22 protein-coding genes are annotated in these 21,705 nt (G+C 61.4%); 20 read left to right on the top strand and 2 right to left on the bottom strand.

Features of this window, described 5'->3' with window-relative positions:
* Positions 1-8: 8 nt before the first annotated feature.
* From ACM6IQ_RS23400 to ACM6IQ_RS23310, 19 genes are all read left to right on the top strand, one after another.
* Positions 9-263, top strand: a complete 255-nt coding sequence (locus ACM6IQ_RS23400; protein WP_017336166.1) for an acyl carrier protein — start codon at positions 9-11, stop codon at positions 261-263.
* Entirely contained in the window at positions 260-805 is a 546-nt protein-coding gene (locus tag ACM6IQ_RS23395; protein WP_017336165.1) for a membrane protein, read from the top strand. Before ACM6IQ_RS23400 ends, ACM6IQ_RS23395 begins: the two co-directional genes overlap by 4 nt.
* Positions 802-2,484 (top strand): AMP-binding protein, encoded by a 1,683-nt coding sequence (locus tag ACM6IQ_RS23390; RefSeq protein WP_414879962.1) that lies wholly within the window; start codon positions 802-804, stop codon positions 2,482-2,484. Before ACM6IQ_RS23395 ends, ACM6IQ_RS23390 begins: the two co-directional genes overlap by 4 nt.
* 137 nt (positions 2,485-2,621) lie before the next feature.
* Positions 2,622-3,356, top strand: a complete 735-nt coding sequence (locus tag ACM6IQ_RS23385; protein ID WP_017336163.1) for a glycosyltransferase family 2 protein — start codon at positions 2,622-2,624, stop codon at positions 3,354-3,356.
* Positions 3,353-4,300 carry a glycosyl transferase gene (locus ACM6IQ_RS23380; protein ID WP_017336162.1) on the top strand — a complete coding sequence of 316 codons (948 nt, stop codon included), beginning with the start codon at positions 3,353-3,355 and terminating at the stop codon, positions 4,298-4,300. Before ACM6IQ_RS23385 ends, ACM6IQ_RS23380 begins: the two co-directional genes overlap by 4 nt.
* On the top strand, positions 4,281-5,825 hold the full coding sequence (locus ACM6IQ_RS23375; RefSeq protein WP_414879961.1) for an HAL/PAL/TAL family ammonia-lyase: 1,545 nt from the start codon (positions 4,281-4,283) through the stop codon (positions 5,823-5,825). Before ACM6IQ_RS23380 ends, ACM6IQ_RS23375 begins: the two co-directional genes overlap by 20 nt.
* Positions 5,818-6,243 (top strand): acyl-CoA thioesterase, encoded by a 426-nt coding sequence (locus tag ACM6IQ_RS23370; RefSeq protein WP_017336160.1) that lies wholly within the window; start codon positions 5,818-5,820, stop codon positions 6,241-6,243. Before ACM6IQ_RS23375 ends, ACM6IQ_RS23370 begins: the two co-directional genes overlap by 8 nt.
* Positions 6,244-6,443: 200 nt before the next feature.
* Positions 6,444-6,992, top strand: coding sequence for an outer membrane lipoprotein carrier protein LolA (locus ACM6IQ_RS23365; protein ID WP_414879997.1), 549 nt, complete (start codon positions 6,444-6,446; stop codon positions 6,990-6,992).
* On the top strand, positions 6,976-9,315 hold the full coding sequence (locus tag ACM6IQ_RS23360; RefSeq protein WP_414879960.1) for an MMPL family transporter: 2,340 nt from the start codon (positions 6,976-6,978) through the stop codon (positions 9,313-9,315). The genes ACM6IQ_RS23365 and ACM6IQ_RS23360 overlap by 17 nt, the downstream gene beginning before the upstream one ends.
* Positions 9,312-10,472 carry a sodium:proton antiporter gene (locus tag ACM6IQ_RS23355; RefSeq protein ID WP_414879959.1) on the top strand — a complete coding sequence of 387 codons (1,161 nt, stop codon included), beginning with the start codon at positions 9,312-9,314 and terminating at the stop codon, positions 10,470-10,472. Before ACM6IQ_RS23360 ends, ACM6IQ_RS23355 begins: the two co-directional genes overlap by 4 nt.
* Positions 10,459-11,706 carry an NAD(P)/FAD-dependent oxidoreductase gene (locus tag ACM6IQ_RS23350; protein WP_414879958.1) on the top strand — a complete coding sequence of 416 codons (1,248 nt, stop codon included), beginning with the start codon at positions 10,459-10,461 and terminating at the stop codon, positions 11,704-11,706. The genes ACM6IQ_RS23355 and ACM6IQ_RS23350 overlap by 14 nt, the downstream gene beginning before the upstream one ends.
* Positions 11,703-12,428, top strand: a complete 726-nt coding sequence (locus tag ACM6IQ_RS23345; protein WP_414879957.1) for a class I SAM-dependent methyltransferase — start codon at positions 11,703-11,705, stop codon at positions 12,426-12,428. The genes ACM6IQ_RS23350 and ACM6IQ_RS23345 overlap by 4 nt, the downstream gene beginning before the upstream one ends.
* A gap of 26 nt (positions 12,429-12,454) precedes the next feature.
* Complete coding sequence (locus tag ACM6IQ_RS23340) at positions 12,455-12,937, top strand: hypothetical protein (RefSeq protein ID WP_414879996.1); 483 nt, start codon at positions 12,455-12,457, stop codon at positions 12,935-12,937.
* On the top strand, positions 12,934-14,130 hold the full coding sequence (locus ACM6IQ_RS23335; protein ID WP_414879956.1) for a beta-ketoacyl-[acyl-carrier-protein] synthase family protein: 1,197 nt from the start codon (positions 12,934-12,936) through the stop codon (positions 14,128-14,130). The genes ACM6IQ_RS23340 and ACM6IQ_RS23335 overlap by 4 nt, the downstream gene beginning before the upstream one ends.
* Positions 14,127-14,588: a hotdog family protein gene (locus ACM6IQ_RS23330; RefSeq protein ID WP_414879955.1), complete on the top strand. Its 462-nt coding sequence runs from the start codon at positions 14,127-14,129 to the stop codon at positions 14,586-14,588. The genes ACM6IQ_RS23335 and ACM6IQ_RS23330 overlap by 4 nt, the downstream gene beginning before the upstream one ends.
* A complete protein-coding gene (fabG, locus tag ACM6IQ_RS23325; RefSeq protein ID WP_017336151.1) occupies positions 14,585-15,313 on the top strand; it encodes a 3-oxoacyl-ACP reductase FabG in 729 nt (242 codons plus the stop codon). The genes ACM6IQ_RS23330 and fabG overlap by 4 nt, the downstream gene beginning before the upstream one ends.
* Entirely contained in the window at positions 15,313-16,539 is a 1,227-nt protein-coding gene (locus tag ACM6IQ_RS23320) for a beta-ketoacyl-ACP synthase (protein ID WP_017336150.1), read from the top strand. The genes fabG and ACM6IQ_RS23320 overlap by 1 nt, the downstream gene beginning before the upstream one ends.
* A 232-nt stretch (positions 16,540-16,771) precedes the next feature.
* Positions 16,772-17,920, top strand: a complete 1,149-nt coding sequence (locus tag ACM6IQ_RS23315) for a DUF2515 family protein (protein ID WP_414879954.1) — start codon at positions 16,772-16,774, stop codon at positions 17,918-17,920.
* Positions 17,917-18,630, top strand: a complete 714-nt coding sequence (locus ACM6IQ_RS23310) for a hypothetical protein (RefSeq protein ID WP_414879953.1) — start codon at positions 17,917-17,919, stop codon at positions 18,628-18,630. The genes ACM6IQ_RS23315 and ACM6IQ_RS23310 overlap by 4 nt, the downstream gene beginning before the upstream one ends.
* A 57-nt stretch (positions 18,631-18,687) precedes the next feature.
* Here ACM6IQ_RS23310 and ACM6IQ_RS23305 read toward each other — a convergent pair whose 3' ends face one another.
* Positions 18,688-18,978, bottom strand: coding sequence for a DUF6124 family protein (locus ACM6IQ_RS23305; protein ID WP_414879952.1), 291 nt, complete (start codon positions 18,976-18,978; stop codon positions 18,688-18,690).
* Between the two features lie 404 nt (positions 18,979-19,382).
* Positions 19,383-20,285, bottom strand: coding sequence for a LysR substrate-binding domain-containing protein (locus ACM6IQ_RS23300; protein ID WP_414879951.1), 903 nt, complete (start codon positions 20,283-20,285; stop codon positions 19,383-19,385).
* A 166-nt stretch (positions 20,286-20,451) separates the two neighbouring features.
* Between ACM6IQ_RS23300 and ACM6IQ_RS23295 the strand changes: the two genes are divergently transcribed.
* Entirely contained in the window at positions 20,452-21,681 is a 1,230-nt protein-coding gene (locus ACM6IQ_RS23295; RefSeq protein ID WP_414879995.1) for an MFS transporter, read from the top strand.
* Positions 21,682-21,705 lie beyond the last annotated feature (24 nt).

The raw sequence follows: 21,705 nt of genomic DNA, 5'->3' as shown, positions 1-21,705 counted from the left end.
ACCGGACCATGCAAACTCGTGATGACATTTTCAACACCCTGCGCGATGCCTTGGTAGAACTCTTCGAGCTGGACCCCGAGCGTGTGAGCCTCGAATCCAACCTGTACCAGGACCTGGAAATCGACAGCATTGACGCGGTCGACCTGATCGACCACATCAAGCGCCAGACCGGCAAGAAAATCGCCGCTGAAGAATTCAAAACGGTGCGTACCGTCAGCGACGTGGTCGAGGCGGTCTACCGTCTGGTTCAACCCGCTGCATGAGCCGAGTGATCGGCCTTGGCCTGCTGCTGGCGGGCCTGCTGTACCCCTTTGCGGTGTATTTCGGCATGGAACATTTTGCCCCGTGGCAGTTCGGTCTGCTGCTGGGCAGCCTGTGGCTGGCTCGGGCGCTGACGGGCGTGCGCCGACCGGGAAACCGGTGGATGGCCACCATCGCCATCGTGTTTTGCCTGTTGCTCGCACTGTTCGACAGCCCCGCCATGCTGCGCTGGTACCCCGTGCTGATCAGCGGCTTCATGCTGATGCTGTTCGGGTTGAGTTTGAAATATGGCCCGCCGATGATCGAACGCCTTGCCCGCCTGCGTGAGCCACGCTTGCCGGCCAAGGCAATTCGCTATACCCGCCAGGTCACCATTGCCTGGTGTGTGTTTTTTCTCTGCAACGGTTTGTGCGCTGCAGCCCTGACCCTCTGGGCGCCGCTGAGTTGGTGGATGTTGTACACCGGCCTGATCTCCTATGGATTGATCGGCCTGATGTTTGCCATTGAATGGCTTATACGACAACGGGTACGAGGCCACCCATGAATTGGATAAAACTTGAGCAATTGTTGCTCAAGGCTCAACCGGAACGTGCTGTGACGGCTGATCCGGTGCTGAATCACGCACAACTGTGCGAACAGGCCCTGAGTCTGGCCGCCGGCCTGCAAACGCAGGGCGTGCAGCGCATTGCCGTGCACCTTGAGGATGCCGCCGACCTGGCAATTGCGCTGCTGGGTGCCTGGCGCGCCGGCGTCAGCGTGCTGCTGCCTGCCGACCTGCAACCGCAAACGCGTCAACGCTGGTCGAGCGAAGTCGACCTGTGGCTGACGGATCAGGCCGATGATGCGCACCTCAGCGATTATCGCCACGCGTCACTGACCGCCGCGGCCCTGGACCTGGATCGCTGCACGCTAAGCCTGTGCACCTCCGGTTCCAGCGGCGAACCCAAGCGCATCGACAAGACCCTGCGCCAACTGGCCAATGAAGTCGAAGCGCTGGAGCAGCTCTGGGGTGCCGATCTGGGCGAGGCGTGCCTGATTGGCAGCGTCGCCACCCAGCACATCTACGGCCTGCTGTTTCGGGTGTTGTGGCCGCTGTGCGCCGGGCGCTCATTCGTGCGCAAGCAACTGGCCTTTCCAGAAGATTTGCAACGCGCCAGCCGCAAACACCCGACCTTTGCGTGGGTTGCCAGCCCGGCGCTGCTCAAGCGCATGGGCGACAACCTTGACTGGCCGGCGCTGAGCGCGGTTCGCCGGGTGTTTTCCTCTGGCGGCGCTTTACCCGCCGAGGCAGCGCAAAGCCTTCAACAACGGCTGCAACAGTGGCCGACGGAAATCTTCGGCAGTTCGGAAACCGGTGGCATCGCCTGGCGTCAGGGCAACACTCTCTGGCAAGCCTTCGCCGGCATCGAATTGAGCCAGGACAGCGACGGCGCGCTGCTCATTGCGTCGCCATACTTGCCGCCCGGTCACATCGAACACACTGCGGATGCGGCGCGAATCGCCGCCGACGGCCGCTTCGAACTGCTCGGGCGGCTGGACCGGATCGTCAAACTGGAAGAAAAACGTATCTCGCTGCCGATGCTGGAGCAGGCGCTGATGGCCCACGAATGGATCGCGGAAGCGCGCCTCGGCGTGGTTCAGGAGAATCGTGCCTCGCTGGGTGCATTGCTGGTGCTCAGCGAATCGGGTTTGCATGCCTTGCGCAATCAGGGCCGACGCACCCTCACTCAGGAACTGCGCCAACACCTCAGCCAGCATTGCGAAGCCCTCGCCCTGCCTCGACGCTGGCGTTTGCTGCGGCAACTGCCGCTCAACACTCAAGGCAAACTGCCTCAGGCCGAGGTGGAAGCCTTGCTGCTGGCGCCGCGCCCGAAAGCGCCGCAAGTGCTGGAGCAGGTCGAAGTCGATGGTGAGTGGAGCCTGCAATTGGCGATACCACCGGACCTCGCCTACTTCAGTGGCCACTTCCCCCAGGCGCCGGTTCTGCCCGGTGTGGTGCAGGTGGAATGGGCACTGAACCTTGGTCAGCAATTGATGAAACTGCCGGAAAAGTTCGCCGGCATGGAAGTGCTGAAATTCCAGCAACTGGTGCGTCCGGGCGATGAAATCCAGTTACACCTGCGCTTCGATCCGGTGCGCAGCAAGCTGTATTTCGCCTATCGCAACGAGACCGCCACCTGCTCCAGCGGGCGGATTTTGCTGGAGGCTGCAGGCAATGCTTAACCTGTGGCGAGGGAGCTCGCTCCCGCTCGACTGCGCAGCAGTCGCCTTGATGTCAGCACTAATCAGTTTTGGAGCTGCTTCGCAGCCCAGCGGGAGCAAGCGCTCTTTCCACAGGGGTTTTGCGCAGGTTCCACATCATGCATAACCCCTGCGCAATCATCCCGGTCTACAACCACGAAACCGCGATCACCACCGTGGTCGACGCAGTGATCGCAAGCAACTTGCCATGCATTCTGGTCGACGACGCCAGCGACCCGGCCTGCGCGGCGGTGCTCGATCAACTGGCCCAACGCGAGATGGTTTACCTGATCCGCCTCGCCGCCAATCAGGGCAAGGGCGGCGCGGTCATGACCGGCCTGCGCGAAGCCTCGCGCCTGGGCTTCAGCCATGCCTTGCAGGTAGACGCCGACGGTCAGCACGACCTGCAAGACATCGCGACGTTCATCGAACAATCACGCGCCCATCCGCGCGCGGTGATCTGCGGCTATCCGCAATACGATGCCAGCGTGCCGAAAGGTCGTCTGTACGCCCGCTACCTGACGCACGTAATGGTCTGGATCAACACCCTGTCGCTGCAGATTCGCGACTCCATGTGCGGCTTCCGCGTCTATCCATTACCGCCAACCCTGGCGCTGATCGACTCGGCGAAAATCGGCAAGCGCATGGACTTCGACTCGGACATTCTGGTGCGCCTGGCCTGGCGCAATCAGCCGATGCAGTGGCTGCCGACCAAGGTGCACTACCCGCTGGACGGTGTCTCACACTTCCGGATGTTCCACGACAACGTGCTGATTTCGAGCATGCACACCCGGCTGTTCTTCGGCATGTTGCTGCGAGCCCCGGTGATCCTTTGGCGACGGTGGCGAGCATGAGCAGCAACGCAGACAAGGAACACTGGGCCGACCGCCAGGAGCGCGGCAGTTTCTGGCTGATGAAGCTCACCGCGTTCGGCGCCAAGGTACTCGGCCGCCGACTGTTGAGCCCGCTGTTGTACGGCATCGTCCTGTACTTTTTCCTGTTCGGTCGCAGTGCCCGGCACAGTGCCTGGCAATACCAGCAGCGCCTCGCCGACTGGAGTCATCGCGAGGAATTACGCCCCAGCCACTGGCGCGTATTCGGTCAGTTCATGGCCTTTGCCGATTCGATGCTCGACAAACTCGACGTGTGGAACGGCAAGCTGAGCCTCGAGCAGATCGAAATCATCGATCCGGCATTGCTGCGCAATCAGCTGCGCGGCAGCCGCGGGCAACTGCTGGTGGGCGCGCATCTGGGCAACCTCGAGGTGTGTCGCGCGCTGGCGGAGATCGGCGAAAAGGTCACGATGAACGTGCTGGTGCACACCAAGCACGCCGAGCAGTTCAACCGTTTGCTGGGCGAAGCCGGGGCGACCAATCTGCGGCTTATCCAGGTCAGCGAACTGGACCCGGTGATCATGCTGCAACTGCACGAGCGCCTGGAGCGCGGCGAGTGGCTGGCGATTGCCGGTGATCGCGTGCCGTTGCACGGTGGGCGCAGCGTGACCGTGGATTTCCTTGGCCAGCCGGCAAAGTTTCCGCAAGGGCCGTGGCTGCTCGCGGGGCTGTTGAAATGCCCGGTCAACCTGCTGCTGTGCCTGAAAAAACCCGACGGTGATTACCGGCTGACCCTGGAACCGTTCGCTGACGCGATCACCTGGAAACGCAGCGACCGCGAACAGGTCATTCATCAGTGGGCGACCCGCTACGCCGAACGCCTGGGTCACTATTGCCTCGAAGCACCTCAACAATGGTTCAACTTTTACCCCTTCTGGAAGACCGATGACGACGCCAACGCTTGAGCCGGTAACCTTCGGCGAACTCCCTTTGCGCATCGAAGACGTGCTGGCCCTGGCCAACCGTCAGGTGCCGACGCAGTTGCAGGACGATCCTGCGTACCGCGAGCGCATCGCCAAGGGTGCGCGATTCCTCGATTCCCTGCTGGACAAGGAAGGCGTGATCTATGGCGTGACCACCGGTTACGGCGATTCCTGCGTGGTCGCGGTGCCGCTGCATCACGTCGAGGCGTTGCCGCGTCATCTGTACACGTTCCACGGTTGCGGGCTGGGCAAACTGCTCGACGCCCAGGCCACCCGCGCGGTGCTCGCAGCGCGTTTGCAGTCGCTGTGCCACGGCGTGTCCGGGGTGCGCGTGGAATTGCTGGAGCGCCTGCAAGCGTTCCTCGAACATGACATCCTGCCGCTGATCCCGGAAGAGGGCTCGGTAGGCGCCAGCGGTGATCTGACGCCACTGTCCTATGTCGCGGCGACCTTGTCCGGCGAGCGCGAAGTGATGTTCCGCGGCGAACGCCGCCAGGCCGCGGACGTGCATCGCGAACTGGGTTGGGAACCGCTGGTTCTGCGCCCGAAAGAAGCCCTGGCACTGATGAACGGCACCGCCGTGATGACCGGCCTCGCCTGCCTGGCCTACGCCCGCGCCGATTATTTGCTGCAACTGGCCACCCGAATCACCGCGCTGAACGTGGTCGCGCTGCAAGGCAATCCGGAGCACTTCGACGAGCGCCTGTTCGCCGCCAAACCGCATCCGGGGCAGATGCAAGTCGCCGCGTGGCTGCGCAAGGACCTGGCGATCGACGCACCGACCGCGCCGCTGCATCGCTTGCAAGACCGCTATTCCCTGCGCTGCGCGCCCCACGTGCTCGGCGTCCTGGCCGACAGCCTGAACTGGTTGCGCTCGTTTATCGAGATCGAACTCAACAGCGCCAACGACAACCCGATCATCGACGCCGAAGCCGGGCGCGTACTGCACGGCGGGCATTTCTACGGCGGCCACATCGCGTTCGCCATGGACAGCCTGAAAAACCTGGTGGCCAACGTTGCCGACCTGCTCGACCGTCAACTCGCACTGTTGGTGGACGAGCGTTACAACCATGGCTTGCCGAGCAATCTGTCCGGCGCCACGGCGGATCGCGCGATGCTCAACCACGGCTTCAAAGCCGTGCAGATCGGCACCAGCGCCTGGACCGCCGAAGCATTGAAAAACACCATGCCGGCCAGCGTGTTCTCCCGCTCCACCGAATGCCACAACCAGGACAAGGTGAGCATGGGCACCATCGCCGCCCGTGATGCGATCCGTGTGCTGGAGCTGACCGAACAGGTCGCCGCCGCCACGCTGCTCGCCGCCAATCAGGGTGTGTGGCTGCGCAGCAAAGCTGAAAATGCCCGCCCGTTGCCACCCGCCCTTGCCGCCATGCACGAAGCGCTGGCCAAGGACTTCCCGCCAGTCATCGAAGACCGTGCACTGGAAGGCGAATTGCGCCTGTGCCTGAAACGGATTGCCGAACAACACTGGAGGCTGCATGCGTAGCAAGGGAGTGCTTCACACCGATACGGAAATCCTCGTGCCGTTCTTTGACGTCGACACCATGAACGTCGTCTGGCACGGCCATTACGTCAAATACCTGGAAGTCGCTCGCTGCGCGCTGCTGGACAGGATCGGCCACAACTACGACGCCATGGTTGCATCGGGCTACGCCTGGCCGGTGATCGACCTGCAATTGCGCTACGTGCGCGGCGCGGTGTTCGGCCAGAAGCTGAATGTACGGGCGAATCTGGTGGAGTGGGAGAACCGGTTGAAGATCAATTACCTGATCAGCGATCTGCAAACCGGTGAACGTTTGACCCGGGCCAGTTCCGTGCAGGTGGCTGTCGACATGGCCAGCCGCGAGATGCAGATGGCCTCACCGAAAGTGTTCACCGACGCCGTTGAAAGGATGCTGCCATGAACACCGATATCGACACCTCTTCTGAGGCCAACCCCGTTTCCTGTGGCGAGCGAGCCTGCTCGCGCTTGAGTGCGCAGCACTCACAAACAGGGAAATGGCTGGCAGGTTTTTGGGGCCGCTTCGCAGCCCAGCGCGAGCAAGCTCGCTCGCCACAGGTGTTTCGATACCTCGCTGCTTTGGCGCTGCTCGGGTTGTCATCGATGGTTCACGCCTTCGATCTGCAACAGCTTAGCGATCAATTGGCCAGACCCGATGTGATCCACGGCGACTTCATCCAGGAAAAACACCTGCGCGCCCTGACCCAGCCGTTAACCAGCAAGGGCACCTTCGTCCTGGCGAAAAACCACGGCCTCCTCTGGCTACTGAAAACCCCGCTGCAACAGGATTACCGCATCACCGACAAAGGCATCGCGCGACGTGACGCCAGCGGTTGGCAGATGCTGCCGGGCAAGAGTGCCGGTGCCGAGCAGAACCGCTTGTTCCTCGCCGTGCTGCAAGGCGACAGCAGCGGCTTGCAACGGGACTTCGAACTGTCCCTGAGCGGCGAGGCGCAGAACTGGAAACTGACCCTGATTCCGCGCTCGCTGTTGCTCAAGCAAGTGTTCAATCAGATCAACATCACCGGTGGTGAACTGGTGCACAGCATCGAACTGCTGGAAACCCAGGGCGACAGTACCCTGTTACGCATGCAGGACAGCACCAGCGCCCAACCGTTGAGCGATGCGGAGCAACATGACTTTGCCGAGTGAACGCACGCTTCCACGCCTGTTTCTGATCCTGCTGCTGGCAGTGCTCGCGCTTGCCGGTTGGCAATGGCGTGACGGCGCACCGCTGTCGGCCAACCTGATGGAACTGGTGCCGGGCACGGCACCGGACGCGCTGGAGCTGCGCGCCGAGCAACGCATGCAAGAACCGCTGAACCGCGAAATGCTGGTGCTGGTCGGTCACAAGGATCGTCAGCAAGCCGTCGCCATGGCGCAGAAACTGGGCGAGCAATGGCAGGCCAGTGGTTTGTTCGAAAAAGTCCAATGGACCCTGCAAGCCGACTTGCCGGCGCTGCGCACGCAATTGCTGCAAGGCCGGCTGGCGATGCTTTCGGCAACGGATCGACAGCAACTGATCGAGCACCCCGACGCCTTTATCCAGCAACGGGTGCAGGCGCTGTTCGACCCGTTCACCGGTTTCAGCCTGGTGCCGAGCCAGGATGACTGGCTGGGCCTGGCCGGACGCATCCAGAACAGCCAGCCGCAGCACGGTTCGGTGCAACTGGACATCGGCAGCGGCGCACTGGTCGCCGATGCCGACGGCAAGAGCTGGGTGATGCTCCGTGCGCGCACCACCGGCAATGCCTTCGACATGAACCTGCCGCTGCAAGTGGCCGAACTACTCAAGCACAGCCGCGAAGAAGCAGCTCATAGCGACGTGCAACTGCTGGCCGCCAGCGGTTTGCTCTACGCCGCCGCCGGTCAACAACAGGCAACTCGGGAAATGACCTGGGTAGGCGGCGGCGCCACCGTCGGTATTTTGTTGCTGTTACTGCTGGCCTTCCGCCGCTGGCGCGTGTTGCTGGCGTTCGTTCCGGTTCTGGTCGGCATGCTGTTCGGCGCGGTGGCGTGTGTGGCGCTGTTCGGCCATATGCACGTGATGACGCTGGTGCTCGGCTCCAGCCTGATCGGCGTCGCGGTCGATTACCCGCTGCACTATCTGTCCAAGAGCTGGAGCCTGAAACCCTGGCACAGCTGGCCCGCATTGCGCCTGACGCTGCCTGGCCTGACGCTGAGCCTGATCACCAGTTGCATCGGTTACCTCGCGCTGGCCTGGACGCCGTTCCCGGCGCTGACCCAGATCGCCGTGTTCTCCGCCGCCGGACTGATCGGCGCCTACCTGTCAGCGGTGTGCCTGCTACCGGCACTGCTCAAGGGTGCGGATTTGCGCCCGGCACAGTGGCCGCTGCGCGTCGCCGAATATTTGCTGGCACTGCGCGAAAGGCTGTTGAACTTCGCCCGTACGCCAGTGCTGCTGGCGCTGCTGATCGCCTTCTGCGTCGGCGGTCTGTTGCAGCTCGACAGCAAAAACGACATTCGCCAATGGGTCGGCGCGCCGCAGCAATTGACGGACGAAGCCCAGACCATTGCGCGCATCACCGGTTACCAACCCACCAGCCAGTTCTTCCTGGTACGGGCCACCAATCAGCAAGAACTGCTCGAACGCCAAACCGCGTTGAGCGAGCGCCTGGATCAGTTGGTCAACCTGGACAAACTCCAGGGCTACCTGTCGCTCAACCAACTGGTGAGTCAGCCCCGCGAGCAAGATCAGGTACGCGAAGCGCTGAACAGGTTGCCGCAATTCTGGCAACCGCTGCTCGACGTCGGCGTGCCGCTTGAAGCACTGAAAGCAGAGCTGGCGAAGTTGCAGGCATTGCCGGTTGAAGACATCGACAGCGCGCTGACCGGTCCGTTGGCCGAACCCTATCGCACACTGTGGCTGGGCCCGACCGAGGACGGCGTGGCGGCGATGGTCAGCCTGCAAGGCCTGAACAACCCCGCGCTGCTGCGGGTTCAGGCGCTGGATTTGCCGGGTGTGGAGCTGGTGGATCGCCTGGGTGAATTGAACCAGGTTTTCGCCGAGACGCAGATCAGCGCCGCCGAACTGAAACTCGCCTCCTGCGTGCTGATCGTGCTGGTGTTGATCCTGCCGTTCGGCCTCGGCGGCGCGTTGCGTATCGTCTCACTGCCGCTTCTGGCGGCGCTGTGCAGCCTCGCCAGTCTTGGCTGGCTCGGACAGCCACTGACGTTGTTCAGCCTGTTCGGCCTGCTGCTGGTGACGGCGATCAGCGTCGATTACGCGATCCTCATGCGCGAACAGGTCGGCGGCGCCGCCGTCAGCCTGCTGGGCACCTTGCTGGCGGCGTTGACCACCTGGCTGTCGTTCGGTTTGCTGGCGGTGTCCAGCACGCCGGCGGTGAGCAACTTCGGACTGTCGGTGAGCCTGGGCCTGGCGTTCAGCTTCCTGCTCGCGCCGTGGGCCGGGCGACACGTGCAGGCGACCAGCGTCGCGGAGTCGGCAGCATGATGGTCGTGCTGTTCTGGGCAATGGCCCTGGCGCTGTTCGCCGTGGCCACCCGTGTCGGGCGTCACTTCGGCTTGATCCCGATCGTCAGTCAATTGTTGCTGGCCACCGTCGGCCTGCCGTTGCTGATGTACTTCTGGATCGAACCCGACTGGCAGTTGAGCGGCGCGACGCTCGTCGCACCGATCTGGCTGAAAAACCTCTACAGCCTGAGTTTCGCACTGTTGCTGGGTTACATCCTCAGCGACGTAATCGACCTGCGCCTTGATCGCCAGAGCCTGAAAATAGCCCTGCCGAGTTTCTGCGTGCCGTTTGCCTGCGGCCTGGCCACCGCGATCTGGTGGCTGCCGCCCCAGCCGTGGATCAGTTCGCTGGCGGTGGGCTTGCTGTTCGCCATCACCGCAATACCGGTGTTGTATCTGTACTTGCGGCATATCGGTTACCCGACCACCGCCACCCGGCGACTGGTGCAGACGGCGATTCTGATCGACCTCACTTGCTGGACGCTGTTTGCCATTGCCCAGGGCAGCCTGCACCTGAGCAGTCTGCTGCTGCCCTTGGCCTGCGCCTGTGTGCCCGCACTGTTGTGGGTTGCCGGCCTGCGCCAGCCACGACTCTACAGCGGGTGTTTCTTTGCACTGCTGGTGGTGGCTGAACACTACAAACTCAACGCGCTGATTGTCGGCATCGGCTATCTGCTGTGCATGGCCGCGCTGAAGGTGCCGCTGGTGTTGCCGGTGCAAGCGATCTGGATGAATCGATTGCAAACCTGGGTCGCGATCCCGCTGATCCTCACGTTCGGCATCGTGCAGATCAATGTCCACAGCGCCATGGACAGCCTGAGCTGGGCGCAACTGGCCGCGCTGCTGCTGTTGCCGATTGCCAGCAAACTGCTGGGCAACTGGCTGGGGCTCGGCTGGGCCGGCGCTTCGTTTGCTGGCGCCAGCCGCTGGCGCGAAAGCGTACTGCTGAATATTCGCGGCTTGAGCGAGATCGTCTTTCTCAACCTGCTGCTGCAACAACAGCTCATCAGCCCGCCGCTGTACTTTGCGCTGATGTTGATGGGCCTGATCGCGACACTGCTGCCGGCATTGGTCGGCATGCATCGAATCCCCTTGAAAGCTGCCGTCCCGGCAAGGAGCCCCCATGCCAATCGTTGAAATGGAACGTCGTCAGGTAGTAATCATCGGCGCCGGCCCGTCGGGCGCCATCGCCGCCGCGCTGCTCAAGCGCAAAGGGCATGATGTCCTGGTGATCGAGCGCCAGCATTTCCCAAGGTTTTCCATCGGCGAAAGCCTGCTGTCGCACTGCCTGGATTTCGTCGAGGAGGCCGGCATGCTCGATGCCGTCAACGCCGCCGGTTTCCAGATGAAAAACGGTGCAGCATTTGCCTGGGGCGAGCGCTATAGCGCTTTCGATTTCGGCGACACGTTCAGTGACGGCAAGCCGACCACCTTCCAGGTCCAGCGCGCCGACTTCGACAAACTGCTGGCCGATCAGGCCGCGCTGCAGGGTGTCGAAATCCGCTACGGCGAAGCCATCGTCAGCGTCGATGTCGACCGGGCGAAACCGCAGCTCGGCGTGCGTCGTGAAGACGGCAGCGAGTACGCGATCGAAGCGGACTTCATGCTCGACGCCAGCGGTTACGGCCGTGTCCTGCCGCGCTTGCTCGACCTTGAGGCACCGTCGAATTTTCCAGTGCGCCAAGCCGTGTTCACGCACATCGAAGACCATATCGACAGCCCGGCATTCGAACGGGAAAAGATCCTCATCACCACCCATCCGACCCAGCGCGATATCTGGTTCTGGACCATTCCGTTCAGCAACGGCCGTTGCTCGGTGGGGGTTGTCGCGGCAGCCGAACACTATGAAGGCCGCATGGACAATCTGGACGAGTGCCTGCGGGGGTTTATCGCTGAAACCCCAAGCCTCTCCGGCGTGCTGGGCAACGCTGTGTGGGATACGCCGGCGCGCACCATCGGCGGCTATTCGGCCAACGTCAAAACCCTGCACGGCCCCGGTTTTGCACTGCTCGGTAACGCGGCGGAATTCCTCGATCCGGTGTTCTCCTCCGGCGTGACCATCGCCATGCGTTCGGCGAGCATGGCCGCCGGGGTTCTGCACCGTCAGTTGCAGGGGGAAAGCGTCGACTGGCAGGCCGAGTTCGCCGAACCGCTCAAGCGTGGCGTCGATACGTTTCGTTGCTATGTCGAAGGCTGGTACGCCGGAACGTTCCAGGACGTGATTTATCACGAGGGCGGCTCGGCGGATATTCGCCGCATGATCAGCTCGATCCTGGCCGGTTATGCGTGGGACGAGCGCAATCCGTTCGTCAGCGAAGCCAAGCGCCGGTTGCGCATGCTTTCGGAAATTTGCGCGAGTGACGCTACGTGAGCTACTTGAGCGAACACTACGTCGAAGAGACCCGGTTCGGTTTCTGGTTCCTGCGCAGCCACACCTGGCAGCACCATGTGTTGCGCGTCGCGATCAATGACCTGCGCGGCCTGTTCAGCGAACCGTTGCCAGGCAACCCGGTGTTGCTGGATGCCGGATGCGGTCAGGGCAAGTCGTTCCAGTACCTGCGCCAGACTTTTGCGCCACAGCGCCTGATTGGCGTGGACGCCGACCCGCACAGCCTCGACTTGAGCGGCGAAGAAGCCACCCGTCAGGGCATGGACGTGGAGTTGGTCGGCAGCGACTGCGCCACGCTTGCCGTGCCGGATGCCAGCGTCGACCTGCTGTTCTGTCACCAGACCTTCCACCATCTGGTGGAGCAGGACAAGGCACTGGCCGAGTTCTACCGCGTGCTCAAGCCCGGCGGTTATCTGCTGTTCGCCGAATCCACCGAGGCTTACATTGATACCTGGGTGATTCGCTGGCTGTTCCGCCATCCGATGCACGTGCAAAAGAGCGCCGCCGAGTACCTTGAGATGATTCGTCGCCAAGGGTTCGAATTCAGCGCGCAGAACGTGTCTTATCCATACTTGTGGTGGAGTCGCGCCAAGGATTTCGGCCTGTTTGAACGCTTTGGCCTGCGCCAGCCAAAACCTGTTGGCCAACGGGAAGAAACCCTGGTCAATGTGGTGGCGCGCAAACCGCTTGAAGGTGTTGTGTGATGTTCATTGTCAGTCGCTCAAAATACATGCTGAGATATTTGCTGCTCGGCGCGGTCGTGTTGCTGAGCGCCTGCACCAGCCACGCGCCCTTGCCCGAGCAAACCCCGAGCGTGCCGTTGCCACAGCAACTGCACATCCAGCGGCTGCTGGACGGCCAGCGTCAGGATTGGGTGTTGGTGATTGCGCGTGAAGGCCCGGGCATTCGCTGGTCGATGATGGATTTGCTGGGCATTCCACAGGCACGTCAGAAACTGATCGACGGCAAATGGCAGGCTGACGGCTTGCTGCCACCGAATCCGGAAGCCCGTGAGTTGTTCGCCGCGTTGCTGTTTGCGCTCACGCCCAAAGATGAATTACAGGGCAACTATCCCGGCGCCTGGCAGCATGGCGCACAACGTTCCCTGCCGTCGCACTGGGAAGTCCGTTACTCACAACCGATGAGCTTTGAATTGAACGTGCCCAAAGGTCCGACGTATCAAGTCACGCCCCTGACCGGTGAAACGCCATGACCGCTTACCTCAACGCCCTCGGGGTGATCTGCGCCCTGGGCCGCAGCAAGCAGGAAGTTGCACACAACCTGTTCGCCGGCGATTGCTCCGGCATGCGCAGCGAGGCCGGCTGGGTGCCGGAACGCTCGTTGCCGGTGGCCGCGGTGCGCGGCGAACTGGCGCCGATCCCTGTGGAACTGGCGAAACAAAGCAGCCGCAACAACCAATTGCTGCTGGAAGCGGCGCTGCAAATTCGCGACGACATCGATCAAGCGATCCAGACTTATGGCCGTGATCGCATCGGCGTGATCCTCGGCACCAGCACCTCCGGCATCGATGAAGCCAGTCATGGGTTGGCTCATTACATCCGCGAGGATCAGTTCCCTGTCGATTACGACTACCAGCAACAGGAACTCGGCGCACCGGCGAATTTTCTTGCCGACTGGCTGCAACTCAGCGGCCCGGCCTATGTGATTTCCACCGCGTGCACCTCCAGCGCCCGGGCGCTGATGAGTGCCCAACGCCTGCTGGACCTCGGCCTGTGCGACGCGGTGCTGTGCGGCGGCGTCGACACGTTGTGCAAGCTGACCCTCAACGGCTTCTCGGCGCTGGAGGCAGTGTCCGAACAACGCTGCAACCCGTTCTCGGTAAATCGTCATGGCATCAACATCGGCGAAGCCGCCGTGCTGTTCCTGATGACGAAAGTGGCTGGCGACGAACCGTCGATTGCCCTGTTGGGCAGTGGGGCGAGTTCCGATGCGCACCACATTTCCGCACCGGAACCGACCGGCCGTGGCGCCCTGCAGGCGATGCGCAAAGCCTTGAGCCGGGCGAGCCTGCAACCTGAACAGATCGGTTACCTGAATCTGCACGGCACCGCCACTCAGCACAACGACGCCATGGAAAGCCTGGCGGTGTCGGCATTGTTCCCGGCCGGCGTACCCTGTTCGTCGACCAAACCGATGACCGGCCACACCCTCGGTGCGGCCGGCGCATTGGAAGCGGCGTTCTGCTGGTTGAGCCTGAGCGCTGACAATCAACACCTTGCGTTGCCGCCACATGTCTGGGACGGCCAGCCCGACCCCGATCTGCCGGCCCTGAATTGGGTGACCCCGGCCGATCGCCTGGCGTCCATTGCACCTCGCTACCTGATGAGCAATTCCTTTGCCTTCGGGGGCAATAACGTCAGCCTGATTATCGGAGACGCCCCATGATTGACTGGCCGCTCGCCGAACTGCTGCCGCACGCTGGCGACATGATCCTCATCGATCAGATCCTGGCGTTCGATGACGAGCAGATCCACACCCGCCTTACCGTCAAGCCCGATGGCCTGTTCAACCGGCCCGACGGCAGCCTGCCGGCGTGGGTCGGCATCGAATTGATGGCGCAGAGCGTGGCCGCCTTCGCCGGTTGCCATGCGCGCCAGCGGGGCGACGGTGTGGAGCTGGGCTTCCTGCTCGGCACCCGTAAATTTGAATGCAACGTCGAACATTTTCCCGCCGGCACCGAGCTGACCATCCACGGGATGCGTTCGCTGGAAGACGACAACGGCATGGGCGTATTCGAATGCCACATCAACGCCCCCGGCATTCACGCCACCGCTCGTCTGAACGTGTTTCGTCCGCCGCAAGCCGCCCAATACCTTAATGAAACCCCAGGAGTCCGGTCATGACTGAATCCGTACTGGTCACCGGCTCCAGCCGTGGCATCGGCCGCGCCATCGCCTTGCGTCTGGCCCGGGCCGGGCATGACATCGTGCTGCATTGCCGCAGTGGTCTTGCAGACGCCGAGGCCGTGAAGATCGAAGTCGAAGCCTTGGGCCGCAACGCGCGCATCCTGCAATTCGATGTGTCCGACCGCGCCAGTTGCAAAGCCATTCTCGAAGCCGACGTAGAAAGCCACGGCGCCTACTACGGCGTGGTGCTCAACGCCGGCCTGACACGCGACGGTGCTTTTCCAGCGCTGAGCGAGGATGATTGGGATGTGGTGATGCGCACCAACCTCGACGGTTTCTACAACGTGCTGCACCCGGTGATGATGCCGATGATCCGTCGTCGCGCCGCCGGACGCATCGTTTGTATCACGTCGGTTTCGGGGTTGATCGGCAATCGCGGGCAGGTCAACTACAGCGCCTCCAAGGCCGGTTTGATCGGCGCGGCAAAAGCGTTGGCGATCGAACTGGGCAAGCGCAAAATTACCGTCAACTGTGTCGCCCCGGGCTTGATCGACACCGCCATGCTCGACGAAAACGTGCCAGTGGAAGAACTGATGAAAATGATCCCCGCACAGCGCATGGGCACCCCGGAAGAGGTGGCCGGCGCGGTGAATTTCCTGATGTCGGCGGAAGCGTCGTACATCACCCGGCAGGTGCTGGCCGTCAACGGAGGCCTGTGCTGATGAAACGCGTCGTCGTCACCGGCATGGCCGGCATCACCTCATTGGGCAGCGATTGGGCAACCATCGCCGCCAACTTCGCGGCCAACCGCAGCGGCATTCGCCGGATGGACGAATGGGATCGCTTTACCGAACTCAACACACGCCTGGCCGGGCCCATCGATGACTTCAAGGTACCGAGCCACTGGACCCGCAAACAACTGCGCAGCATGGGCCGGGTTTCGCGCCTGGCCGTCGGCGCGGCGGAGCAGGCGTTGGCCGATGCGGGTTTGCTGGGTGACGAGTCGATCAAGGACGGCCGCATGGGCGTCGCCTGCGGCTCCTCCACGGGCAGCACCGACGAGATCAAGGCGTTCGGCAACATGCTGCTCAACTCCGTGGCCGAAGGTCTGAACGCCAACTCCTATGTGCGCATGATGCCGCACACCACGGCGGCGAACATCAGCATCTTCTTCGGCCTCACCGGCCGGCTGATCCCGACCTCCAGCGCCTGCACCAGCGGCAGCCAAGGCATCGGTTATGCCTACGAATCGATCAAGTTCGGGCGTTTGCCCTTGATGCTTGCCGGTGGGGCCGAGGAGCTATGCCCCACCGAAGCCATGGTCTTCGATGCGCTTTACGCCACCAGCCTGAAAAACGATGCGCCACAGACGTCCCCGCGCCCCTACGACAGCGGTCGCGATGGCCTGGTGATCGGGGAAGGCGGCGGCATGCTGGTGCTTGAAGAACTGGAGCACGCACTGGCGCGCGGCGCGCACATTCACGCTGAGCTCGTCGGTTTCGGCAGCAACGCCGACGGCCAGCACACCACACGTCCAGAGCAGTCCACCATGCGCCGGGCCATGGAACTGGCGTTGGAAGACGCCGGGTTGCAACCGTCGGACATCGGCTACGTCAACGGTCACGGCACCGCGACTGAACAGGGCGACATCGCCGAAACGCTGGCCACCAGTTCGCTGTTCGGTGAGCACATGCCGATCAGTTCGCAGAAGAGCTTCCTCGGCCACACACTCGGCGCCTGCGGTGCTTTAGAGTCCTGGTTCAGCATCGAGATGATGAACAGCAACCTGTACGCGCACACGTTCAACCTTGATGAAGTCGATCCCAATTGCGGCAAGCTCGATTACCTGCGCGGCGAGTTTCGGCAGATGAGTAATCAGTATGTGATGAACAATAATTTTGCGTTTGGCGGGGTTAATACGTCGTTGATTTTTCGGCGGTGGGCCTAAGCAAAATCAAACGATCGCCGCCTGCAGCAATCGTTTGATTCACCACAGCAAGAAACATGGATTTCCTACGATGAACGAGGCACTTGAGGATATTTCCTACCCGCTTCATCGTAATTTCCTCGCACTTTGCGCATCTCGTCTGCCAGTGACGTCTGATTTTGGGTCCGCGTGATCTGGGCGGGATTTATGGCTGTTAGGGTTCAGGCATTTCCTGACAAGCGACCCTCCAGCCATGACCCAATGCTTCAAAGAACACCCCAGCGATAATCAGCGCCTGAACCACAACAGCACGCCCGTTGCTGACTGTGAATGCAAAGAAGAACTGCTTTACGGCGTCAAGACCATGGTGACCAAGGTCCCCATCCTCACGTGCGCATGCCTTTGGCGCATCTACCAACGCCAAGCCGAAGACATCGTTGCCCCTGGCGGCGTGCTGATTGCTGATCCGGTGGAACGCAACCGAGTGATCAACGCAGCCTATGCCCGGCTGTGGTTGCATGATTCGCGGTTTCAGTGGGCCGGGCTTGCTGCATTTGCTTCCAAGCAGGTTGGCTGCGGACTGCTGCATGCGGCGGACACCATTGGACATATTGGCGCGGAACATCAATCCCGACAGCGCGTGCGAGATAGCCGTAGTGAATTCGGGTTGTTTACAGCTGACAGGATGGCCGAACAGGCCGAAGCGCTGCGTGACTACAAAGAAGCCGATGCGCGTAACCCGGTTCCGTCCGTAGATCTCCGTTTCAAGGGAAATGACTTGTCGTTGGTGCAGCAACAGTTCCGGCATGTGTACGACATGATGGCACTGGGGAACACCACGCTGTTTCTGGATATTTTCCCGCTGCATGAGTTCTATGCGAAGCGAGGCTTGAAGGAGTTGAAGAAATGTCTGGAAGCGCGAGCGGGGATTTACGGACATCCGAAGTGGTCAGTGCTTTGGCCTGCGGGGCAGAAAAAGCTCCGCTTTGGACAATTTCATCAGGAAATCATTCGTGCTTTCGAGTTGATTGATGAAGGGGATATTGCCCAAAGCGTGGAGTTTCTGGCGTGGCATGAGCAGCGCAATATCCTCCAGCCGGCCATTTACGAGGACCAGCAATTGGTGGCCTTGCTGCGTACCAATCATGCTGCCTACGTGACCGGTTTTCCCTCTGGCGTGGCTCAGGCTATCGAGTTGACCCTCACGAGCCAATGCCAAAGCGTTAAGGACGAACGCACCATCGGCTTTAGTTCCAACCCGCTGGCGGACTTGTCGAACATCAAGCAGCGCATGCCTTTCGTACTCCGGGCGGCGGCGAGGTTCGATGAGATGCTAAACGACAGCAACCGAGGGGCATTAGAGCAGTCGATTCGAGAAATCGCCTCCGGTGGCGAGGCATGAACTTGCGCAGCTGGCGCCGAGGAGCAGGCTGGTTGCTTCTGGCTGTTTTGGCGCTGGCCGCCATACACCAACTGAGACAGCCTTTGTGGGATGAACCGGAAGTCGCCGTGAAGATAGGCGGAACGTATGAAGAGATGCGTAATCGCTCTTCAGCCTCTTTTAGCCCGTTAATCCGTGGGCACCTGTGGCTCGGAGTTCCTATGGTGGATGCACGAATGCGATTCATCGACCCGCAGTTCGGGTTCGTCACGCCTCTGGCTCGCTTTTTCACGGTTGGGTTCGACGACAATGTCATTGACGACATCCGCATGTCCCCTCAAATAGAACCGTTGCTGCTCGACGATGCCCTTAAGGTCGTTCTCGACTTACAGAACCAATGGCGCGAAAAAGGCTGGGTGGCGAGGGGCCTGCGGAGCAACCCCACCATCGCCGATACACCCGAATGGCGAGCTTGGCTTCGGGACAGTGAGCGATCAGGGAGATCCTTTTGGCAGGCAGGAGACAAGTATCAAGCAATGCTGCTTCTAGGACAGTTTAGTGATTCCAGAAATCCGACCGAAGAACGCTATCTCATTACTCTTTCGGTGGCCAAGCCGTGGGTACCCTTCGATGAAATTGAAGCAGACTGGGAGCAGGTGTACTCGCTGTGCCTTGGCAGTCCCAAGCCATCGCCGATTCCCGAGTGTGAAGCACTCAGTGAGCAACCTTGAGTTTTCGGCGATGGCCTCCTCACAATCACCTCTCGGAACGATCAATCGAGTGCTGAGCTAGGGTGGGTCAAGGTTATCCAGCACCCGGTTCACCGCCAGTTCCCCGAGCATGATCGACTGTTGAATGCCCAGCAGTGTGTTGCTTTGCGATCCTTCCAGATACCTCGCGAAATCACTCGCCATGACGTTGGCAGATGCCAGGGATTCACAGGCGTATTCGAGTAGGGTCTGGTTGTCGATGTCGGGGGCGACGAGGAAGATTTTGCTTGGTTGGCGTGTTTCGGAATCTGTTGATACGGATGGAGTGACCGGATCGGAATCCGGCGGATTCGGAGTTGGCTTGGACATTGGGAAGGTCTTCCTGTTAGTAGTGCTGCAACCTGTCTCGCTACTAAACGGAAGGGTGGCAGCTGTACGCAAGTTAGTAGACCGGACACCGACCCAAATCCGGCGCACCCAAGGGCGCCATGCGCACAGCTACCATCAAGTGCAGGCGTATGCCTGACTGATCGACGCTTGTGCATTTTTTTGGGAAGGAAAACCGGGCTACTAAACCCGATCACTGGGAATCAGTGACACGAATCAAGTTACCGATGCTCCCCAAAGCGCACAAGCCGGCGGATTCTGGCGTAGTTGTAGGCGCTGCCGCAAGCTGCTGTAGCCTCCCGGAACACGTCTTAGGAAACGTCCCACAACCACCGCTGACACGAAGCAAAAACTGTAGGAGCCGGCTCCTACAGGTTTGTGTTCGGTCACGATTGGAGGGGTTCTACCTTACGCGTCAACAACTCCACAAACGCCTTGGCCATCGGCGACTTCTGATCCTTGCGCTGCACCAGCCACACCGCTGAAACCGCTTCCGGGTCGAGCAACGGCCGATAGACCACGCCATCAATCCGCATCCGCTGATAAGACGCCGGCAACACCGACACCCCCAACCCCGCCGCCACCAGACCGATGATCGTCATGGCCTCACCCGCCTCTTGGGCAAAGTGCGGGCTGAAACCGGCGTCCCGCGCCAGACTGAGCAACTGCGCATACAGACCACTGCCATAACTGCGCGGGAAAAATACGAACGGTTCGAGCGCCAACGCCGACAGGAACAATCCCGCTTCACTGTCCTGCACCAGCGGATGCTTGGAACTGAGCACCGCCACCAGCGGTTCGCGCATCAGCTCCACCACGCTGAGCGAATCCGGCAAACCTAACGGGCGCATGATCCCGACTTCGATCGACTCGTCCACCAGCGCATCGGCCACCTGGGTGCTGCTCATTTCCCGCAGGTTCAGGTGCACCGCCGGAAAACGCTGGCGAAATGAAAAAATCGCCTGAGGGATGGTCGAGTTGAACGGTGCCGACGAGGTGAAACCGATTTTGAGTTCGCCCAACTCACCGAGCTGCGCCCGTCGCGCCACATCCGCGGCTTTGTCGACCTGCGCCAGCACCAACCGCGCCTCTTCCAGAAACAATCGCCCGGCTTCACTGAGCTCGACCCGACGATTGGTACGCTCGAACAATCGTGCGCCGACCTCCTGCTCCAGCGCCTGAATCTGCTGACTCAACGGCGGTTGCGAGATGCCCAGCACCTGGGCGGCGCGGCCGAAGTGCAGTTCTTCGGCGACGGCAATGAAGTAGCGCAGGTGACGCAATTCCATGAAAACCCCATTAGGTCGCAAAACCTCTTAAACAGGTCGAACAATATATTGGATTGAATCATTAGGCAGCTATATGCTTTTTTCATTGCCTGACCGGCTGCCTGCCCCGAGGTCTGACGTGAAAACTGCTGTCGCCCCACTCGCCCATGAAGTTCCGCCCGCCGCGCTGGATGATGCCGTGGCTGAGCTCAAGGAAATCTACATCGAAAAAGGCACGCCGATGTTCATGCGCACGGTGCTGGCCCTGTTCTCCGGCGGCTTCGCGACTTTCGCGCTGCTGTACTGCGTGCAGCCGATGATGCCGCTGCTGTCCCACGAATACTCCATCAACGCGGCGCAGAGCAGTCTGATTCTTTCAGTGGCCACCGGCATGCTCGCCATCGGCTTGCTGATCACCGGCCCGATCTCCGACCGTGTCGGGCGCAAACCGGTGATGGTGACGGCGCTGTTTGCCGCGGCGCTGTGCACCATCGCCAGTTCGATGATGCCGAGCTGGCACGGCGTGCTGGTAATGCGCGCGCTGATCGGGTTGTCGTTGAGCGGCCTGGCGGCGGTCGCCATGACGTACCTGAGCGAGGAGATCCATCCGCAACACATCGGCCTGGCGATGGGCCTGTATATCGGCGGCAATGCCATCGGCGGGATGAGCGGACGCTTGATCACCGGGGTGTTGATCGACTTCGTCAGCTGGCACACGGCGATGCTGGTGATCGGCGGCCTGGCGCTGATCGCGGCGGCGGTGTTCTGGAAAATCCTTCCCGAATCGCGCAACTTCCGCGCCCGCTCACTGCACCCGCGCAGCCTGCTCGACGGCTTCACCATGCACTTTCGCGACGCCGGCCTGCCGTTGTTGTTTCTCGAAGCCTTTGTGCTGATGGGCGCGTTTGTCACGCTGTTCAACTACATCGGTTATCGCCTGCTGGCCGAGCCGTACCACATGGACCAGGCCTTCGTCGGGCTGCTCTCGGTGGTGTACCTGTCGGGCATCTACAGCTCGGCGAAAATCGGTGCATTGGCCGACAAGCTGGGCCGACGCCAGGTGCTCTGGGCCACCATCGTGCTGATGCTCGCCGGCCTGGCCCTGACGATGTTCACGCCACTGCCCATGGTGATCATCGGCATGCTGATTTTCACCTTCGGCTTCTTCGGCGCTCACTCAGTGGCGAGCAGCTGGATCGGTCGCCGCGCCACCAAAGCCAAGGGGCAGGCTTCGTCGCTGTATCTGTTCAGCTACTACGCCGGGTCGAGCATCGCCGGCACAGCGGGCGGGGTGTTCTGGCACCTGGGCGGATGGAACGGGATCGGGTTGTTTATCGGTGCGTTGCTGGTGGTGGCGTTGTTGATCGCGTTGAAACTGGCAAAATTACCGCCGTTGCCGGGGGCTGCACAGGTTTAGACCCTGGCCCTTGTGGGAGCGAGC

This window comes from Pseudomonas sp. IT-P100, assembly GCF_949767185.1.
Lineage (GTDB): Bacteria > Pseudomonadota > Gammaproteobacteria > Pseudomonadales > Pseudomonadaceae > Aquipseudomonas > Aquipseudomonas fluorescens_B.
The sequence above is the reverse complement of the archived record's forward strand: the minus strand, read 5'-3'. Positions and strand labels throughout refer to the sequence as shown.

Excerpts from the sequence above, each read along its gene's own strand:
- ACM6IQ_RS23380 (WP_017336162.1), top strand. The coding sequence starts at position 3,353 with ATGAGCAGCAACGCAGACAAGGAACACTGGGCCGACCGCCAGGAGCGC.
- ACM6IQ_RS23315 (WP_414879954.1), top strand. The coding sequence starts at position 16,772 with ATGACCCAATGCTTCAAAGAACACCCCAGCGATAATCAGCGCCTGAAC.
- ACM6IQ_RS23370 (WP_017336160.1), top strand. The coding sequence starts at position 5,818 with ATGCGTAGCAAGGGAGTGCTTCACACCGATACGGAAATCCTCGTGCCG.
- ACM6IQ_RS23395 (WP_017336165.1), top strand. The coding sequence starts at position 260 with ATGAGCCGAGTGATCGGCCTTGGCCTGCTGCTGGCGGGCCTGCTGTAC.
- ACM6IQ_RS23330 (WP_414879955.1), top strand. The coding sequence starts at position 14,127 with ATGATTGACTGGCCGCTCGCCGAACTGCTGCCGCACGCTGGCGACATG.
- ACM6IQ_RS23320 (WP_017336150.1), top strand. The coding sequence starts at position 15,313 with ATGAAACGCGTCGTCGTCACCGGCATGGCCGGCATCACCTCATTGGGC.
- fabG (WP_017336151.1), top strand. The coding sequence starts at position 14,585 with ATGACTGAATCCGTACTGGTCACCGGCTCCAGCCGTGGCATCGGCCGC.
- ACM6IQ_RS23390 (WP_414879962.1), top strand. The coding sequence starts at position 802 with ATGAATTGGATAAAACTTGAGCAATTGTTGCTCAAGGCTCAACCGGAA.
- ACM6IQ_RS23375 (WP_414879961.1), top strand. The coding sequence starts at position 4,281 with ATGACGACGCCAACGCTTGAGCCGGTAACCTTCGGCGAACTCCCTTTG.
- ACM6IQ_RS23335 (WP_414879956.1), top strand. The coding sequence starts at position 12,934 with ATGACCGCTTACCTCAACGCCCTCGGGGTGATCTGCGCCCTGGGCCGC.
- ACM6IQ_RS23360 (WP_414879960.1), top strand. The coding sequence starts at position 6,976 with ATGACTTTGCCGAGTGAACGCACGCTTCCACGCCTGTTTCTGATCCTG.
- ACM6IQ_RS23340 (WP_414879996.1), top strand. The coding sequence starts at position 12,455 with ATGCTGAGATATTTGCTGCTCGGCGCGGTCGTGTTGCTGAGCGCCTGC.
- ACM6IQ_RS23300 (WP_414879951.1), bottom strand. The coding sequence starts at position 20,285 with ATGGAATTGCGTCACCTGCGCTACTTCATTGCCGTCGCCGAAGAACTG.
- ACM6IQ_RS23350 (WP_414879958.1), top strand. The coding sequence starts at position 10,459 with ATGCCAATCGTTGAAATGGAACGTCGTCAGGTAGTAATCATCGGCGCC.
- ACM6IQ_RS23385 (WP_017336163.1), top strand. The coding sequence starts at position 2,622 with ATGCATAACCCCTGCGCAATCATCCCGGTCTACAACCACGAAACCGCG.
- ACM6IQ_RS23355 (WP_414879959.1), top strand. The coding sequence starts at position 9,312 with ATGATGGTCGTGCTGTTCTGGGCAATGGCCCTGGCGCTGTTCGCCGTG.
- ACM6IQ_RS23305 (WP_414879952.1), bottom strand. The coding sequence starts at position 18,978 with ATGTCCAAGCCAACTCCGAATCCGCCGGATTCCGATCCGGTCACTCCA.
- ACM6IQ_RS23310 (WP_414879953.1), top strand. The coding sequence starts at position 17,917 with ATGAACTTGCGCAGCTGGCGCCGAGGAGCAGGCTGGTTGCTTCTGGCT.
- ACM6IQ_RS23365 (WP_414879997.1), top strand. The coding sequence starts at position 6,444 with ATGGTTCACGCCTTCGATCTGCAACAGCTTAGCGATCAATTGGCCAGA.
- ACM6IQ_RS23400 (WP_017336166.1), top strand. The coding sequence starts at position 9 with ATGCAAACTCGTGATGACATTTTCAACACCCTGCGCGATGCCTTGGTA.